Below are 19319 nucleotides of genomic sequence, written 5' to 3'. Positions count from 1 at the left end.
TTAATTGGTTACTTATCATTCATGCCTTTACCTTCTAGGATATGATTGATATACTTTTCAACTCTATTTTCCCTTGTTGAAGCACGTTTAGCTTGACCTATATAATACATATATTGACGTTGTCTTCCAGGCGTTAAATTATTAAATGCTTCTTTTAATTCTGACGAAGCTTCTAATTTATTTTTCAATTCCTCAGGCATATCGAATTCTTCTGTCGTTTTCATCGGTACTTTTTCACCCGACTTTTCTACTCTAATGGCTTCTTCTACATACCAAGCAATTTCATCTTTACGTTGTTCTATTTCGTCTAAACTTTCAAATCTCAACTGGCGAGCAGCTTGAACATTTTTCGTTTGTTGAATTAAAGTATGATATGGATCTTTCATAATGGCACCTTTTTCAAATAACAATGCACAATAATGTTTAAAATCTTGAATGATGACAACATTTTTATTGTCCAAAGTATAACAAGGATGCATCCATTTATAATCTTCTGTTAATTCTGTTTGATTGATTATATTTCTTAATACTTTAAAAGCATCTTGCCATTGATCTAAGCGTTCAATAAACGCATCTACTTTATCGTTTTTAATTGATTCATTCATAAAAAACCGCCTTTTATTTTAATTTTACTATAAATATATACATTTAATCCATACTATCTTTTATATCATGTTAACGTCTTATTTTCTAAGAATATAATACTTATTTATATCTTTAATAATTCAAAATATTTCTTCAAACCATTTTTAAACGCGCTCAATTTAGATAATCCTTTATTGATCTTCTTCGCACTACTCTGGTACAAAACCTATATATTGTCATACTAATACAATTCAAAAATACATTTGTTTTACTTATAATTTAATATAAGTAAAATTATATAAGTATTTATATATATTACTGATACACTTCGCTTTTCTCTGTTACACTTATAAATAATCACTTTTTAGAAGTGTGAACAATCATTGTTCAGTTTTTTGTAAGCGCTTTAATATTTGGAGGGGATATTTTATGCAACAAGAGAGTGTTTGGCTAACAATTATGGGGCTAATTATTATTATTTCCATTGTTGGTTTACTAATTGCTAAACGTATTAGTCCAGTTGTAGGCATGATTTTAATACCGAGTGTAGGGGCACTCATATTAGGTTACAATATAGGCGATTTAGTAAAATTCTTTAATAGTGGTTTAGATCAAGTTATTAACGTCGTCATCATGTTTATTTTTGCAATTATTTTCTTCGGCATCATGAGTGACGCTGGCTTATTTAAACCATTGGTAAAGCGTTTGATTTTGCTTACTAGAGGTAATGTTGTAGTTGTTTGTATTGTAACTGCACTTATCGGAATATTCGCGCAACTCGATGGTGCTGGAGCCACAACATTTTTATTATCAATACCAGCATTATTACCGTTGTATAAAGCACTAAATATGAATCGGTATCTACTACTTTTGTTACTCGGACTGAGTGCATCGATTATGAACATGGTGCCTTGGGGTGGTCCTATGGCTCGTACAGCTTCAGTAATTCATTTTAAGAATGTCAATGAATTATGGTATGGTGTTATACCTGTTCAGATTATCGGTTTTATTTTAGTTTTACTATTCGCTGTATTTTTAGGTTTTCGAGAAAAAGCAATTATACAACGTAAAATCAATTCGGGAGAAGTAACTAATACACAAGATGTGGATATACATAAATTGGTTGAAATATACGAACGAGATCAAGATATTAAATTTCCAATTCGTGGTGTTGCCGTTACGAAACCTTGGATTAATTGGATTAACGTGATACTTACGCTCGCTATCATCGTAGTAATGCTAGCTAATATCGCTCCGCCTGAATTTGCATTTATGATTGGTGTTGCGATTGCTTTGATTATTAACTTCCCAAATGTAGACGAACAAATGAGTAGGCTTAAGGCTCATGCGCCAAATGCACTTATGATGGCTGCCGTGATTATTGCAGCGGGTATGTTTTTAGGTGTACTTAATGAAACTGGTATGCTTGAGGCAATAGCAGTAAGCTTCATCCACATTATACCGAATGCCGTAGGGCCATACTTACACATTATTGTCGGTATTTTCGGTGTACCACTAGATTTATTAACGAGTACGGATGCTTATTATTTCGCAATCTTACCTATTGTTGAACAGACAGCGGGTCAGTTTGGTGTGTCATCTGTGTCAACAGCATATGCAATGTTAATTGGAAATATTATCGGTACGTTTGTCAGTCCATTTTCACCTGCATTATGGTTAGCAATAGGGCTTGCAGAAGCAAATATGGGAACATATATAAAGTATGCGTTCTTTTGGATATGGGGTTTTGCCATCGTCATGTTAATTATCGCTATGTTAATCGGAGTCGTTACATTTTAAGTTCTAAACTGTGTGACTTTAGTAAAAACATTTGCACAAAAATTTAAAAAACAGGGTGTCGAACTGAAATTACATTTCAATGTTCCACGCCCTGTTTTATTTATATATAATTAAATTTTGCAGTCTTATATTACCATTAGTCCATGCTCAAATCATGATGCTTTATTGTATTTAGCGACATTTTTAAGGCTAATCACTAAAATAAATGCTACTAACGCAATTGCAGCTGAAAAATAAGTCGTTGCGTAGACATTTAAGTTCGATACTACTAATCCACCTACAATACCGCCGATACCGATACCTGCGTTTAAACTAGACATATTCCAGCTCATCACTTGGCTCGTATCACCCTCAACATGTTCTATAATGCCACTTTGCACAGCTGGATTCGTACTCCATTGCATGATATTCCAAATGAAAATAATCATGAGTAATAAACCTGTACCTGGTAAAAACATATTAAGAATAAGCATCATAACAATAAATACGGCTGTCGCAATAACCAACCAACGTTTGCTCGTAAGTCTATCTGATAAAAAGCCACCCATTGATGTTCCGATTACACCTGCAATACCATTGATTAATAATGCAATAGAAACAAAGGATAGTTGATGCCCACCGGAAAGGATTAACGGATTAATATAAATAAACGTCACCGAGTTGGCTACTAATAATAAAAACGTGATACCTAAATATTTTGTAACTTCAACGGGTCTTAACACTTTAGAATAAGCGTTTGAACGATTTGAACCTGTCTCCATGTCAGTGTTTGACGATAGATGATCACTTAGCTTCGGTACATATATATACATTAGAATACCAACGAATAAACTAATAACCACAATAAATAAAAACGTATATCTCCAACCGACTAAATCACCAATGACTGTCCCGATTGGCACACCAAAAACATTTGCCCCACTAAAACCGGAATACACAATACCAATCATTTTCCCTCGGTGTTGTGGCGCAGTTAATAACGCAGTTAAAGCTAATATTTTAACCACAATTAATGCTGCAGCTGCAGATGATAAGATACGTCCAATCACTAAAATAGAAAAATTAGGCGCAATCGCAATAATGATATTGCCTACAACAAATGTTAACAGTGCCCACAATAAAACCATTCGTGGTGAAAAACGATTTGTTAGCTTTACTAAAATAGGTCCTGCTACTGCAAAAGTAATGGCATATAAGGTAACTAATTGTCCAATGATTGCTTCAGAAACATGTAAATCACTACTCATCAAGTTCATAATACCTGCAACCATCATTTCAACCATTCCTACAATAAATATACTTAATATAAAGGTAAATATGCGCATAACTGACATAAATATCCTCCTCTCTTTAATCTGATTTCAAAAATTCTATAACTGCTACATTATAAACCATTCGTCAATATATATGAATACTTAGCAATACATGCTATTAAATTCATTTCAAAAAACAGGAAACGCAAGAAATATCAATAACCATTTTGATACTTCTTGACGTTTCCTGCTCATCTAAATTTAAAATTTCTCATCAAATAGATTTGATTTTAGTAATTGTCATCATGTTTATTATAACAAATATACATCAAAAACTTTTAGCGATTGTCTTTGGGGATATGTCGCGCAATTAATTGGTCTCGTTCATTAAAGAATTGACGATAACTCAAGTATGTTGCAATCAACGCTGACATAATTGTCGCTGTCGTATGAATAAATACTACTAAAAGTTGAAATTTAACAGCTTCCAATGGATCTACACCACCGATAATCAACCCTGTCATCATACCAGGAATCGAAACAATACCATACGTTTTCACTGAATCTATCGTTGGCACAATTGCCGTTTTGATACTTTCACGGATCGTTCCTTTGGAAGATAGTTTTGGATTAGCACCTAATGCCAATTTGGCTTCGATTTGACTCATTTCTTTAACGAATTCACGATCTAAATTTTGATACGCAAGATTAATAGCAATCAAACCATTACTTCCAAGCATGCCTGCAATGGGAATTACTTCATTAGGTTTGAATTCAATTGCGCCAGTGATCACAATACCGACTAATGGTAGCGCTACACCTATAAATATGGCAATAAAAGAAATCCAAAATACATGATGCATCACAGGTGAAGCTCTACTGATCGTGTTCCACGATGCATTAATAATGATGATCAATACAAACAAGAGCAACAACCATGTTTGGTTTACATCAAATATAAAATGAAGTAAATAACCTAAAATCACCAATTGAACAACTGCTCTTAAAGTTGCAACGAGTAAATCTTTAATTATGTGTAATTTTTCTTTATATGACACGATGATTGGAAAAAGTAGGAGTGTCGCAGTAAGTACTAAAGCAGTGGTACTCATCATAATTCCTCCTCCTTCTCAATTTGTCCATCCACAATTCTAATGCGCTTTTGGAAATGTCTCATACTTTGATCGTTACTATGTGTAATCCATAAAATTGTTGTACCTTCCTCTGCAAGCTTAAAGATTAAAGATTCAATTTTTTCACTGTTATGTACGTCTAAAGCACTTGTTGCTTCGTCTAATAATAATACTTTGGGTTTATACATTAGCTGTCTCGCAATCGTAACACGTTGCCGCTCCCCACCAGAAAGATGGTTTACGCTTGTATCAAAGTTATAATGACCTAACCCTACCGACTTCAAAAGTGCTTTAGCTCTTTTACGATTAAACTTATCATTTCTAATTTGAGCGGGGAAAGCTAAGTTATCACCAATAGTACTTTCAAACAAATCGCTTTCTTGTAATAAATAACTAATTTCCATTCTTAACTTTTCTGGACTAATATCTTCATATACTTGATTATTAAAATATAATTCCCCTTCTGTAGGACTTATCAAATTATTCATTAAGCGTAACAAAGTACTTTTACCACTTCCTGAAGGCCCAACAATCGCAATCGTTTCTCCTGCTTCGATTTTCAAATTAATGTTATTGATAATTTGTCGGTTATCCACCTGGTATGAAACATTTCTAAGCTCTAACATTTTGAACCTCCTAGGTCATATATAGTTTATACCATATTACGACTGTTTGATTTCCTGTCATTTTAGCATTCAATCGTTTTATTCAAAACACAACATTAAATATCACACGTAAACATTATTTTAAAAATACAATCGCAATAAAAGATATTAAATTATTAAAAGCATGCAGTGATATGGATACTGCTAGGTTTTTCCCACTTTTCAAATATACAAATACTAGACCAATCGCAATAAAAATATAGCTTCCGATTTCAAATGGGGATGTAGCCCCTAATACATGAATACCAGCAAATAATATAACTGATAATACACTTGCAGCAGCATATGTAATTTTTTTACCTAATTCATGAATGATGAGATGCCTAAATAATAACTCTTCAATAATCGGCGTCAAAATAACAATATCTAAAAATAAAAATGGGAGCATCCAATTGTCTTGAAATAGTGCTTCTAAAATCAATTGATTCTGTGTTTCATGATATTGTAATGACTTCGGTAAAAAAGTCATAAGCCAATCATATAAATTATTCAACAAGAGCGTAGATATGTATGCTATAAAAATAAGCAAAATATATTTACGACCTGATTTTAACCTGTTGATCGCAATTGCTGTAATATTATCTTTAGTATGCATGCCATAAAAACTTAAGATGATACATATTTCAGCAATAACACCACCAAAAATCAGTATATTCATATCACTTAAACGATACTTACTACCAATATTAAAAATGTCATATGATACGATTAATATCAGCGTTAATATAAGTGGTATAAGGTAATTAGCAATGATGTATATAGGGATTAACCAAAAGTCTTTTTTAACAATTTTCTGATGCTGCCATATATGCTTTTTGGTTAATGGCGTTGCTGATGATTTGTCAGTCATATGTCACCTTCCTTGTAGCTGTTTAACAATAATATAACACAATATTTTATCATTATTATAAGTTGATTTACTTTTCTATTTGAAAATTACAATTAACCATTCTACCCCTTTACAGTGGAACACATTGTAAATTGCATAATTTATTGTATTATATAACTATATTAAGGGGGAATGTTACATGACTATTTTGACTATTTTACAGTTTATCGTCAACGTAATCATTGTCGTTTGTTTAATAAGCGTACTTATTTTAGGGGCTGTATTGCTTTTTAAGGATAAACGACAAAAGCAACATAGCGTTTTACGCAATTATCCATTACTTGCACGTATTCGATATTTTGGTGAAAAAATAGGTCCAGAATTACGCCAATATTTATTTTTAGCAGATACCAAAGGCAAACCTTTTTCTCGTAATGATTACACCAATATTGTATTAGCTGGTAAATATAATTCAAGAATGACTAGTTTTGGTACACAAAAGGATTATGAAGATGGGTTTTACATTCAAAATACGATGTTTCCGTTGCAATCTAAAGAATTACATATTAATCAATCACCGTTAATTTCATCATTTATTTATACAATTGATAATGAACGACTCTTTAATCGTGACGAACATCGCACAAAAGCAGAGATAGATCCATTTTATTTAACAGATGAAGATGCCATTATTTTAGGTCCTGAACTGAAACATCCGTTCAAACTTAAAAGGCTTGTTGGTCAATCAGGAATGAGTTATGGCGCATTAGGAAGTCATGCAATCACGGCGCTATCCAAAGGATTAGGACAAGCTGGAACTTGGATGAATACAGGTGAAGGCGGTTTATCAAAACACCATTTATCGGGTGATGCAGATATCATCTTTCAAATAGGTCCAGGTTTATTTGGCGTACGAGATAAATCGGGAGAATTTGATATGAATGCTTTCCAAAGTTTAGCAAATGAAGATACGGTCAAAGCTTTTGAAATCAAGTTAGCACAAGGTGCAAAAACAAGAGGCGGCCATATGCAAGGTAATAAAGTCACACAAGAAATTGCTGATATTCGTAATGTTGAACCTTGGAGGACGATTAATTCCCCTAACCGTTTTGAATCTATAGATAATCCAACCGATTTATTAGACTGGGTTACACAATTACAAAAAGTAGGTCAAAAACCTGTTGGTTTTAAAATTGTAATCAGCAAAGTATCAGAAGTAGAAGCGCTCGCACAAACAATGATTGAAACAAATCAGTTTCCGAATTTTATTACTATTGACGGCGGCGAAGGAGGCACTGGTGCAACATTTCAAGAATTGCAAGATGGCATAGGTTTACCTTTATTCACTGCTTTACCAATCTTAACCGGTGTACTCGAAAAGTATGGTATACGCAATCGAATTAAAGTATTTGCTTCAGGGAAACTTGTAACACCTGATAAAATTGCGATTGCATTAGGTCTAGGTGCTGATTTAGTCAACGTTGCAAGAGGTATGATGATTAGTGTCGGATGTATTATGAGTAGGCAGTGTCATATGAACACATGTCCTGTAGGTGTTGCAACAACAGATCCAAAACGTGAAAAGGGATTAATTATAGATGAAAAAAAATACCGCGTCACTAATTTTGTAACCAGTTTACATGAAGGCTTATTTAACATTGCTGCCGCTGTAGGTGTAACTTCCCCAACTCAGATATCGAAAGAACACATCATTATCAAAAAGAAAGACGGTAACATTCAATCCATACATGATTATAAATTAAACTTACTAAATCATAATTAACTTCAAAGATTAAAACAAACACCTTTGTTAAAAATAAGCTTCAACAACATTTCGAAGGATAAGATAAGCATACGTCTGGGACGAATCACTGATGTCCAGACGTATTTATTTTGCAAATAGATATTTAAGTCCGATGGTTCATTATCATATAAAGTGATTCAATTGCTTTGTTAGCTTAGATTCTATCGTTTCTTGTTGATCTTCCAATGGATTGAATTCAAATAAATTACCATTAATAAAAACGGTCGGAATGCCTTTAATTCCTCTTTCAAATGCTTCTTCATGAATCGCTAACGAACGATCGTCAGCTTCTTTATGAGGTGTAAGATTATATTCTTCTTCCATTTTGGCTTCAATTGTCGAAAAACTTACTTTCCATTGAGCTTGTGTTTGGTATAACTCACGAATAATATCTAAGGTTTCTTCAGGTCGTTGATAGTTTAAATATATATTTGCTATTGTTCCTTTTAATAAGCCTTGCTTCGTTTTATCAAAATGTTTAATTGTATGTTGAACCTTCCCTTGATCAATGAATGGCTTTAATACAGTGTCTGCAGCGAAAAAGAAGTTTTTACAGTATGGACAAGCTAAATTGATAAAAGACTCCACTTTAATCGGTGCTGATTCTGAGCCTATTGTTAAATAATTAATTTCTGTCATCGTCTATCCCTCCACTTTGTTTATAATTATATTGAATCATGGACAGGTATTGAATGCACACGTTTAGCCTTACAATAGCGTGCAACGTAAACTTCATCTAATGTTATGTAAATTAAATTAATAACACAAAGCTCAAACAATTAGCTTATATCAAAGTTCATGATAAAATGAATATAAATATTTGATTAGGGGGTATAACATGAACAATTCAATAAAATTACTAGAATCATTAACAAATGTTGACGGTATTGCAGGTCATGAAAAAGCAGTAAAAACACTTATGCGTGATTATTTGACGCCAGTAAGTGATGAAATTATTGAAGATAATCTGGGAGGTATTTTCGGTAAAAAAACGACCTCTACTGGTAATAAGACATTAATGGTGGCAGGTCATTTAGATGAAATTGGTTTTGTAGTTACTAAAATTGATAAAGATGGATTTTTAAAATTCACACCTATTGGTGGTTGGTGGAACCAAGTGATGTTATCTCAAAAAGTAACTGTCACAACTGATGAAGGCAAGAAAATCAGAGGTATTATTGGCTCCAAACCACCACATGCTTTATCACCCGAAGAACGTAAAAAAAATGTAGAAATAAAAGATATGTTCATTGATATTGGAGTTAAAAGTAAAAAAGAAGCTGAACAATTCGGCATTGAAATTGGCAATATGATCACACCATACAGTGAGTTTGAAACACTAGCTAATAGCAAGTATTTAACTGCCAAAGCTTTTGATAATCGTTATGGTTGCGCCCTTGCTGTAGACGTTTTAAACAACCTTAAACAAGAATCCATTGATATTAATTTAGTTTCAGGCGCTAACGTACAAGAAGAAGTAGGTCTTCGTGGCGCTAAAGTTGCAGCTAATAAGATTAAACCTGACTTAGCTCTTGCTGTCGATGTAGCTGTTGCCTATGATACACCAGGCATGTCTGGCCAAACTAGCGAGACAGCTATTGGACAAGGACCTGTAGTCATTATTATGGACGCTTCAAACATAGGTCATGTTGGTTTTACAACCCATATTAAAAAAATAGCTAAAGCACATAATATAGATATCCAGTTAGATTCTACACCTGGTGGCGGTACTGATGCTGGAAGTATTCATGTTGCCAATGAAGGTGTGCCTACGGTCTCTATTGGTGTCGCTCTACGTTATATGCATTCAAACGTCTCTGTATTGCATACAGATGACTATAAAAATTCGGTTGCCTTAGTCACTGAAATCGTTAAATCTTTAAACGACGATGCCGTAGATAACATCATTTGGTAAACCACTCAAACCTATAAAAAATAAAGCCGTAAACAAAGTGCTACCACTAATGTTTACGGCTTTTTGGTGCTTCTTAATAACTATTAAACTCAAATAATATCACTTTCACTCTAAATTATTCTGTAGAATCTTTCCAACGCGCATCACTCAACATTTCTCCTGGCCAAGTATATGCCGTCACACCACCATCAATTGTAATGGTTTCACCAGTTATAAAAGAACTGTCATCAGAAGCCAAGAAAGCAATGAGTTTACCTACTTCATCAGGTGTGCCCAAACGACCTAAAGGCGTAACCCACTTCTGATTTTCTCTAAATATTTTTCCTTGTTCATCTTCTTTAGTACCTGTTAATTTATCTACAAGTGGTGTTTCTATCGTACCTGGTGCGACTGCATTCGCTCTGATATGCTCACGTCCATATTCTATCGCTGTTGATCGAGTGAAATTGATGATACCTGCTTTTGCAGCATTATATGCTGAACGATTTAAATCTGCAGCATTTCCAGAAAATGACGCCATATTGATGATAGAGCCACCATTTGACATCATTAGTGGTAAAAAGAATTTAGTCATCAAAAATGTACCTCTTAAATCAACATTCATAATTCTATCAAACACATCGATTGGAAATTCATGAATACGTCCAGCGGCATTATCAATACCAGCATTATTACATAAAATATCAATATGATTATAATCTTCTTTAATAGATTGCGCAAGCCGTTCTACTGCATGTGCATCTGATACATCTACATTATATCCTGAAGCTTTATTACCGCCCTGGTTAATTACTTTTACTGTATCATGTACAGATGCAGAAATATCAATCGCTAAAACATGTGCCCCTTCTTTTGCCAATATTTGTGCAGAAGCAGATCCTATGCCAGTACTAGCGCCTGTTACCACAGCAATCTTATTTTCTAATCGTCTCATCTATGAACTTCCCCTTTCATTTCCCTACTGTTCAATATTAATTTATCTGTAATACATTTCCTTTTTAAATCAATTTTAAAACCTTTGTATAAAGCATTCATAGATGCCTTTTGCTTGGAAACATAAAATTTATCATACTCATTTCAAAATGAGTTTGTTATAATTTCGATAACTTATTGGGGAGGTAATAATAATGGGGTCAAATACGAGAGAAAAATCGACAATTATAAATAAATTTCTGAATATTGTAGAAAAAATTGGTAATAGATTACCTGATCCAAGTATATTGTTTTTTCTAATGTGTCTTGGGCTCGCAATCATTACATGGGTTGTTTCACTTTTTCATGTCACAGTAAAACATCCTGGAACAGGTAATACCATTGGTATCAAAAATATTTTAAGCAAAGATGGTATTGCTATGATTTTGAATGATGCGATCAAAAACTTTTCTGAGTTCCCTGCACTCGGTTTAGTATTATCAGTGATGCTTGGGGTAGGTATTGCTGAGAAAACAGGTTATTTTGATAAATTAATGGTACAAATTGTTCATAAAGCACCCAAGCAAATCATTGTGCCTGTAATAATACTTATAGGTATTATTGGCAATTCTGCAGGAGATGCTGCAACGATTGTTTTACCACCGTTAACAGCGATGGTCTTCATAAAATTAGGCTATCACCCTATTGCCGGGTTAGCGATGGCTTACGCATCAGCACTTGGTGGTTTTTCTGCGAATGTCATGATAGGAATGTCAGATGCATTGCTTTATGCCTTTACAGAACCAGCAACAAAGATTGTTTCTGATAAAATTGCAGTTAATGTAGCGATGAATTGGTACTTTATTGCAGCTAGTGTCGTTGTATTATTGCCAACAATTTATTGGGTGACAATGCGTTTTGTCATCCCCCGTTTAGGCTCATATGACGATACACAGTCTAATATTAAAGTGGATGATACTAATCAAGGATTAACACTTAAAGAAAGTAAGGCTGTGTTTTGGGCAAATATAAGCTTTTTCACTACACTTATTTTACTTATCATTATGGCAATACCACAAAATAGTTTCTTACGTAATGCCAAAACTGGCAGTTTATTGAATGATTCTCCTATTATTAATGGGGTTGGTTTAATTATTTTACTTATTTTTTTGGTGCCTGGTTTGGTGTACGGCATGTTAATGAAGGAATTTAAAAATTCTAAAGATTTAGGTAAAATGCTTGCTGATTCTATGGCTTCTATGGGGTCTTTTATTGTTATTGTCTTTTTTGCAGCACAATTACTGGCATTTTTAGAATGGAGTAATTTAGGTGTGATTGTAGCAGTACAAGGTGCTGAAGTACTTCAAGATCAAAACGGTATCGTCCTTATTTTAGGAGTGATTTTTTTAGGTGCGCTCATTAACTTATTAATCGGTAGTGCATCTGCTAAATGGGGAATTCTTGCTCCAATATTTATTCCAATGCTGATAATTGTAGGATTTCATCCTGCATTCACACAAATGTTGTATAGAATTGGAGATTCAATTAGTAACCCAATTACGCCAATGATGCCTTATTTGCCATTACTTTTATCTTATGCTCAAAAATATGATAAACACATGAAATTAGGCTCACTGTTATCTAGTTTAATGCCTTATACCATTATTCTAAGTATTGTATGGCCCATATTCATGATTATATGGTACTTACTTGGCTGGCCATTAGGCCCTGGAGGCCCTTTACACATCAATGAATAAGTCAAAAACAATATTAAATTTCAAACTATATAAAAATCATTACCATGAATTGAACAATATTCAATTGATGTATCACAAATCATGCTATTTATTGTAATATTAAAGAGAAAAGTGGGTAAATAAATTTATAAACAACTATTTACCTCATATATACAGGAGGAGATTATGGAACGCATAGGATTAGTAGACATCGGATCAAATACAATAAGGTTAGTTATTTTTGAATTCGATACTAAAACAGGATTAAATGAAATTTTAAATATTAAAACGCCCGCACGCTTAAGTCAATATTTAAGCGATGATTTAAAGATGAACCAAGATGGTATCGATGTGTTGACAACAACATTACACAGCTTTAAAAGCGTCGCTAATAAATTTGAAGTAAACGAATTACATCCTGTTGCGACAGCTGCTATTAGACAATCTACCAATCAAAATGAAATTATCAAACACATTAAAAGCGAACTTGACATCAGCATCAAAATCATTCCTGATCAAGAAGAAGCTTTTTATGGTTTTTATGCCATCACTCATACTACAGATGTAGAAGATGGTATTTCTATCGATATTGGTGGTGGTTCTACAGAAGTCACTTTATTCAAAGATAAAACAATCATTGAAGCGCATAGTTTCCCATTTGGCGTTGTAACATTAAAACGAAAATTCTTCGAAGATAAAGATCATAATGATAAATCTGCAATTAAAGCAATGGAAAAATTTATAGCTAAGCAATTCGAACAGCTACCATGGTTACAAGACCAAAACATCGCTCTAGTCGGTATTGGTGGATCAGCTCGTAACGTAGCACGCATTCATCAGTCAGAACATTCTTATCCCATTGGTGGTGTTCATAACTACTCAATGACTGAAGAAGATATGGATGAGGTATATAAAATAATTAAAAAGAGTTCACGTGATGACTTAAAAGATATTGATGGATTAAGCAGAGACCGTATAGACATCATATTACCAGCAGTATCCGTATTCAAAACTTTATTCGAACAAATCAATGCAACCCACTTCACTTTCTCACGCAAAGGGCTACGTGAGGGCTATATAATGAAGTTGATATCCGAACGTCACCCACAAGAATTTAAAAAAGAAAACATTAGAAAAGATGCATTATATCATTTAGCTAATGAATATAGCATCGAAGAATCTAGTGCAAAACAACGCGTTAAATTGGCTCAATCATTGTTATCACAACTGATTGACTTAGATAAAATTCAAGTTACTAAAAAAGAGCAAGAACTTTTTGCGGAAGGTGCATATTTATATTATTTAGGAAGATTTATTGACGCAGATTCTAGTTCACCGCATACGTATTATATTATAGCGAATTCAATGATTGATGGTTTTCCACATGAAGATCGCGTCAAACTTGCAATGTTAGCAAGTTTTAAAAATAAATCTCTTTTAAAATTTTATAGCCAAGAGACCGCATGGCTACGTGGCAAAGAGTTGGATCATATTCAATTTTTAGGCGGTATTATTAAATTTGTAAATGCCCTAAATATATCACACACTAGCCCAGTGGAGCGTGTGGCATTACAAGAAGAAGATGGTGCTTATACTTTGTATGTCCGTTATATTGGTGAACCGATTGCTGAAGAGTATCAATCACTTAGACAAAAAAAGCATATCGAGAAAATTTTAAAAGAAAATCTTTCTATCATCTTTACAAAATCTTAAAATTCATATGATAAATTGTACGTAGCAAAATATGTTAACAAGACTACAATAAGGTGGAATTAGAATTATGCAAAAGAAATTGGGAGAGAGAGATTTAAATTTACCACAATATTATAATAATAGAGAGCTCAGTTGGTTAGATTTTAATTATCGCGTATTACAAGAAGCTGAAGATAAAAACAATCCTTTATTGGAACAATTAAAATTTATTTCTATATTTAGCTCTAACTTGGATGAATTCTTTATGGTGCGTGTGGCCGGATTACAAGATCAAGTTAAAATGGGCTATGATAAACCTGAGAACAAAGCACAACTCACACCTAAAGAACAACTTGAGCAAATAAAAATAAAAAATAAAAAATATGTAGATTTACAGTATGCACGTTATAACGAATTAGTAGAACTGTTAAAACAACATCGTGTGGAAGTAACAAAACCTGAATCTTTACCAGAGTCTTTATTACCACAGTTAGAACGTGAATTTAAAACAGGTATCTTACCTACATTAACACCATTAGGTATCGATGCTTATCATCCTTTCCCAAAATTAAACAATAAAAGCTTGAATATATTTGTAGATATTGATACCGATGATGCAATTAATTCGGCTATTGTACAAATACCATCATTAATTCCAAGATTTTATACATTAAATCAAGGTCAAACTCAATACGTTGTAATGTTAGAAGATATTATCACTTATTATATTAATGAATTATTCACTGGCTATGAAGTGTTAAATACCTTCACCTTTAGAATTACACGTAATGCCGATCTAACCATCCATGAAGATGGTGCCGAAGATTTGTTAATTGAAATAGAACGCTTCTTAAAAGAGCGTAAACGCGGAACAGCAGTACGTTTAGAGATAGACGGAAGACAAGCAACTTATGAAGACGTTGTTTGGATTATCAATCAGTTGGAAGTTCATGATAATGATGTCTATTTTGTAGACGGTCCATTAGATTTAACACTGCTTTTCGATCTTGTAGACCATTTATCTAATAGTTTAAAACATTTAACATATAATAAATATCTACCACAACCACCTCAATCTTTGGGTAATGAAGACATTTTTGATTTATCATTAAAACGTGATATTTTCTTTCATCATCCCTATGAATCCTTTGAACCAATTGTAGATTTCATTCGTGATGCTGCAAATGATCCGAACACGATTGCTATTAAACAAACATTATATCGTGTAAGTAAAGATTCACCAATCATTAATAGTTTGAAAATAGCTGCAGAAAATGGTAAACAAGTAACTGTGCTCGTTGAATTAAAAGCACGTTTTGATGAAGAAAATAATGTTCACTGGGCAAGAATGTTAGAAGATGCAGGCTGTCATGTTATTTATGGTATGACATATTTGAAAACGCATAGTAAAATTTCGCTTGTGGTCAAACGCAACAATAACAAACTCACATCTTTCGTACATTTAGGTACTGGAAACTACAACGATAAAACAGCTAAGCTCTATACAGATATGGGCATTATCACAACAAATCAAGAAATAGCAGAAGATGCTATTAACTTCTTTAACTACCTCAGTGGATATACATTGAAACCAGAATATAATAAACTCATTGTAGCTCCATACGACATACGTGATGTATTCTTAGCTCGAATAGACAAAGAAATCAAATCACATCGTGAAAACGGTAATGGAAAAATTATGATGAAGATGAATTCATTAACAGATAAAGATATTATTCTTAAATTATTTGAAGCTTCTCGTGCTGGTGTCAAAGTTAAATTAATTATTCGCGGTATTTGTTGTTTAAAACCAGGCATCCCAGATGTCAGCGATAATATTGAAGTAGTAAGTATCGTTGGTCGTTTCCTTGAACACTCTCGTATCTATTACTTCCATAATAACGGTGATGAAAAAATTTACCTCTCTTCAGCAGATGCAATGACACGTAATATGATTAAGCGTGTAGAAATATTGTTCCCTGTCGAAGATAAAAAAATTGCTAAACGCTTATTAGATTATATGAATTTACAATTATCAGATAACCAAAAAGGTCGATATCAGGACGAACAAGGTTATTATCATTATATTCATAATAATTTATCACCATTAAATTCACAGGCTTATTTAATGAAAGAAGCGATGACATTTGGCCAAAAATTAAAAGAAGCTTCTACCCTGCCACAAGAAGTTCCTATACAACATAAAAATCGATGGTTTTCTAAACTAAAAGATACGTTTAAACGATGATAAAGAACCACTTCCCAACTTGTTGGGTTAGTGGTTCTTATGCATGAGCTAAAGCTCAGGTAATCCTTATAGTGAAATCATCTTTATCGGTTTCGCATGATATCCTCTTATTAAATAATAAAAAATTCATCTCATTCTCAACTTATAGCATTTTGAAATATCAGTTATATAACATCTTATGTATCTAATTTTGCTATAATAAACACTAAATACTATTAACTTTTATGAGGTGTCACTTATGATAAATGTTGAAAAATTAAAAAGTAACTTTCCTTTAGTCAATGACATGCAACAATATAAACCGATATTTTGGAAAAATCCAAATTTTCGTAATGATGAAACATTCCCTTTTTCATTAGATGATATAGAAGATGCTGCAGCAAGGTTAGAACGTTTTAGCAGTTATATACGTAATGTTTTTCCTAAAACTGAAAAAGACCATGGTCTGATTGAATCCCCACTAAAAGCAATCCCTTTTATGCAACAAGCATTAGTTGACTCTGAACACCTTGAGCAAAGTGGTAAATTATGGCTTAAATGCGATAGTCATCTTGCTATTTCAGGCTCTATAAAGGCAAGAGGTGGTATATATGAAGTTCTAAAACTAGCTGAATCTATCGCTATAAAGGAATGTGGTTTAAAATATACAGATGATTACAAAATTTTATCCGAATCAAAATATAAAGCGTGCTTTCGTAAATATACCGTTGCTGTCGGTTCAACTGGTAACCTAGGTTTAAGTATTGGCATCATAAGTGCACAATTAGGCTTTCAAGTTATTGTACATATGTCTAGTGACGCGCGCCAATGGAAAAAGGACTTACTTCGGTCACGCGGTGTGAAAGTTGTTGAGCACCAATCTGATTATCAATATGCAGTTGCTGAAGGACGGAAGGCTGCAGAAAACGACCCTACTTGTCATTTCATAGACGATGAAGGTTCTGCTGATCTTTTCTTAGGTTATACAGTTGCTGCTTTACGGTTAAAAACACAACTTAGCAATGAAGGTATACAAGTAGATGCACAACATCCCCTTTTTGTTTATCTGCCTTGTGGTGTTGGTGGAGGTCCAGGTGGTGTTGCCTTTGGATTAAATCAAGTATTTGGCGATCATGTGTATTGTCTTTTTGCTGAACCTACACATGCACCATGCATGACATTAGGAATGATGACACAACTGCACAACCAAATAGCTGTAACAGATATTGGATTAGACGGCCGTACTGATGCAGATGGTCTTGCTGTTGCCAGACCTTCAAAACTCGTTGGTCATATAATGAATTCATTATTATATGGTGCTTTTACTGTAGAAGATCAACAAATGTACCGATATTTATATTTGCTTAGTCAAAAGGAACGTATATTTGTTGAACCCTCTGCAGCATCAGGGTTTGCAGGTTTAAAAGCAGTGTTGAAACATACCGACAAAACTCATTTTAATTTATCTAATGCCAATCATATTGTATGGGCAACTGGCGGTAATATGGTACCTAAGGAAGAAATGTTAAAATATGTGGCTCAAGGCAAACAATCATAAACGTCAACGATTTAGAAACATACCTGACAACAAACATTTAACTTTAAGTATACACCCCACTTTATGTTTTGCTCGATACCTTATCTAAAAAACGCATATATAATAACCTTGCTTCTTTTTCAATGATGGCATTAGGCTTGGTTAAAATTTATAATAAATATAATATGTTCGAAGTGGTATCGTCACACTTACTTTCACTCTAAAACCTAAAACAATATTTTAGGTTTTATTTTTTTATATAAATATAGATAAAAGCGTCTAAAGTCACGTTGCTAAGAATATTTTCTGAATATTTATTGAATTCTAAAATCAACTGTGTTAAAGTATGTTTTATCAATTCACTTTAGTTCGGTAGAGAAACAAAGTATTTAATAAAGGATGGTCATTATACTATGGATACGAAAGCACTTATTAATAACAAAGAATATGAATTATCATTTTTAAAACATTTTCAACAAGCGGATTTTAAACTTGTTGATTTTAGTTTTATAGAATCATTATCCTGGCAATCACTTACGCCTGATGATTTACAACAAATGACAGAGCGTAGCTTTTGGCAACATGACCATCATATTTTTGCTTTGCGCAATGATTTCACTGACCAATTATTGCGTTACTACAGTAATTATCAACCTGAACAACAACGTTTAGCTTATAGTGGTCCAATAGTCAGAAATAATGAAGTTTACACTCAATTAGGTATAGAACATTACAACCCAACTGTTACAGATATGCAAAACGATTTTAAAACGTTTTATAACTTTATTAAATATACGTTGAATGATGATATCGACTTTGTCATTTTAGGACATTATCAATTAATCGATTTATTATTAGCAGCTAGCGAACAAAGCCAATCGATATTAAATCTTATACAAGAGCGAAATATTTCAGAGTTAACTGCACAGTTAGGTCTTGCGCATCCTGTGGTACAGTTGCTCACTACAAAAACAACTGAACAACTTGATTTATTAACACAACTATTTCCACATGACCATCGCACCATCCAGTCTTTACATCGGTGGGAACAATGGTTTAAATCACAAAATATTACTGAAATTCATCTTGATATAACCCCTAGACCACCACGTTCTTATTACAAAGGATCATTCATGAAATGTCATTTAAAAAATAATAAAACTCAGCGTCTCACTGGTGGGTTTTATAAAGGGAAATTAGAAGGCTTTGGACTAGGTTTTATACTATAAAC

The 19319-nt window shown here is 33.3% G+C and carries 15 protein-coding genes; 8 read left to right on the top strand and 7 right to left on the bottom strand.

All coding sequences use genetic code 11. From position 1 onward, the window contains the following. Nucleotides 1-8 precede the first annotated feature (8 nt). Nucleotides 9-605 carry a YdeI/OmpD-associated family protein gene (locus AB1J10_RS05820; protein ID WP_019470109.1) on the bottom strand — a complete coding sequence of 199 codons (597 nt, stop codon included), beginning with the start codon at nucleotides 603-605 and terminating at the stop codon, nucleotides 9-11. Nucleotides 606-1014: 409 nt separating this feature from the next. On the opposite strand from AB1J10_RS05820, the gene AB1J10_RS05815 reads away from it, so the two are divergent. Then, entirely contained in the window at nucleotides 1015-2385 is a 1371-nt protein-coding gene (locus tag AB1J10_RS05815) for a CitMHS family transporter (RefSeq protein WP_107365201.1), read from the top strand. Nucleotides 2386-2537: 152 nt separating this feature from the next. On the opposite strand, the gene AB1J10_RS05810 is transcribed toward AB1J10_RS05815, so the two are convergent. The 4 genes from AB1J10_RS05810 to AB1J10_RS05795 all read right to left on the bottom strand — a co-directional run bounded on the left by AB1J10_RS05810 (nucleotide 2538) and on the right by AB1J10_RS05795 (nucleotide 6286). Then, entirely contained in the window at nucleotides 2538-3719 is a 1182-nt protein-coding gene (locus tag AB1J10_RS05810) for an MFS transporter (protein ID WP_107365202.1), read from the bottom strand. A 257-nt stretch (nucleotides 3720-3976) separates the two neighbouring features. Beyond that, on the bottom strand, nucleotides 3977-4750 hold the full coding sequence (locus tag AB1J10_RS05805; RefSeq protein WP_046206977.1) for an ABC transporter permease: 774 nt from the start codon (nucleotides 4748-4750) through the stop codon (nucleotides 3977-3979). Beyond that, nucleotides 4750-5397: an ABC transporter ATP-binding protein gene (locus AB1J10_RS05800; RefSeq protein WP_019470105.1), complete on the bottom strand. Its 648-nt coding sequence runs from the start codon at nucleotides 5395-5397 to the stop codon at nucleotides 4750-4752. The genes AB1J10_RS05805 and AB1J10_RS05800 overlap by 1 nt, the downstream gene beginning before the upstream one ends. 115 nt (nucleotides 5398-5512) lie before the next feature. After that, on the bottom strand, nucleotides 5513-6286 hold the full coding sequence (locus tag AB1J10_RS05795) for a CPBP family intramembrane glutamic endopeptidase (protein WP_107365203.1): 774 nt from the start codon (nucleotides 6284-6286) through the stop codon (nucleotides 5513-5515). A 178-nt stretch (nucleotides 6287-6464) separates the two neighbouring features. Between AB1J10_RS05795 and AB1J10_RS05790 the strand changes: the two genes are divergently transcribed. Next, entirely contained in the window at nucleotides 6465-8048 is a 1584-nt protein-coding gene (locus tag AB1J10_RS05790; RefSeq protein ID WP_107365204.1) for an FMN-binding glutamate synthase family protein, read from the top strand. Nucleotides 8049-8192: 144 nt separating this feature from the next. On the opposite strand, the gene AB1J10_RS05785 is transcribed toward AB1J10_RS05790, so the two are convergent. Beyond that, on the bottom strand, nucleotides 8193-8708 hold the full coding sequence (locus AB1J10_RS05785; protein ID WP_019470102.1) for a thioredoxin domain-containing protein: 516 nt from the start codon (nucleotides 8706-8708) through the stop codon (nucleotides 8193-8195). Nucleotides 8709-8907: 199 nt separating this feature from the next. Between AB1J10_RS05785 and AB1J10_RS05780 the strand changes: the two genes are divergently transcribed. Further along, entirely contained in the window at nucleotides 8908-9984 is a 1077-nt protein-coding gene (locus AB1J10_RS05780) for a M42 family metallopeptidase (protein WP_107365205.1), read from the top strand. A 115-nt stretch (nucleotides 9985-10099) separates the two neighbouring features. On the opposite strand, the gene AB1J10_RS05775 is transcribed toward AB1J10_RS05780, so the two are convergent. Beyond that, entirely contained in the window at nucleotides 10100-10918 is an 819-nt protein-coding gene (locus AB1J10_RS05775; protein ID WP_064209297.1) for an SDR family oxidoreductase, read from the bottom strand. 193 nt (nucleotides 10919-11111) lie between these two features. Between AB1J10_RS05775 and AB1J10_RS05770 the strand changes: the two genes are divergently transcribed. The 5 genes from AB1J10_RS05770 to AB1J10_RS05750 all read left to right on the top strand — a co-directional run bounded on the left by AB1J10_RS05770 (nucleotide 11112) and on the right by AB1J10_RS05750 (nucleotide 19317). Next, the gene (locus AB1J10_RS05770) at nucleotides 11112-12653 is read left to right on the top strand and encodes an AbgT family transporter (protein ID WP_046206805.1); all 1542 of its coding nucleotides are present in this window, start codon (nucleotides 11112-11114) and stop codon (nucleotides 12651-12653) included. A gap of 162 nt (nucleotides 12654-12815) precedes the next feature. After that, on the top strand, nucleotides 12816-14345 hold the full coding sequence (gene ppx / locus AB1J10_RS05765) for an exopolyphosphatase (protein WP_192573681.1): 1530 nt from the start codon (nucleotides 12816-12818) through the stop codon (nucleotides 14343-14345). 67 nt (nucleotides 14346-14412) lie between these two features. Then, nucleotides 14413-16572 carry an RNA degradosome polyphosphate kinase gene (locus AB1J10_RS05760; RefSeq protein ID WP_369003046.1) on the top strand — a complete coding sequence of 720 codons (2160 nt, stop codon included), beginning with the start codon at nucleotides 14413-14415 and terminating at the stop codon, nucleotides 16570-16572. A 238-nt stretch (nucleotides 16573-16810) separates the two neighbouring features. Continuing rightward, nucleotides 16811-18109 (top strand): D-serine ammonia-lyase, encoded by a 1299-nt coding sequence (locus AB1J10_RS05755; RefSeq protein WP_070657964.1) that lies wholly within the window; start codon nucleotides 16811-16813, stop codon nucleotides 18107-18109. 392 nt (nucleotides 18110-18501) lie between these two features. Next, on the top strand, nucleotides 18502-19317 hold the full coding sequence (locus tag AB1J10_RS05750) for an ATP phosphoribosyltransferase regulatory subunit (protein WP_046206802.1): 816 nt from the start codon (nucleotides 18502-18504) through the stop codon (nucleotides 19315-19317). Nucleotides 19318-19319: the final 2 nt, after the last annotated feature.

This window comes from Staphylococcus cohnii species complex 1663 (assembly GCF_041008415.1).
Classification (GTDB): Bacteria; Bacillota; Bacilli; order Staphylococcales; family Staphylococcaceae; genus Staphylococcus; species Staphylococcus ureilyticus.
Note: the sequence above shows the minus strand (reverse complement) of the source record. Positions and strands in the feature narration are given on the sequence as shown.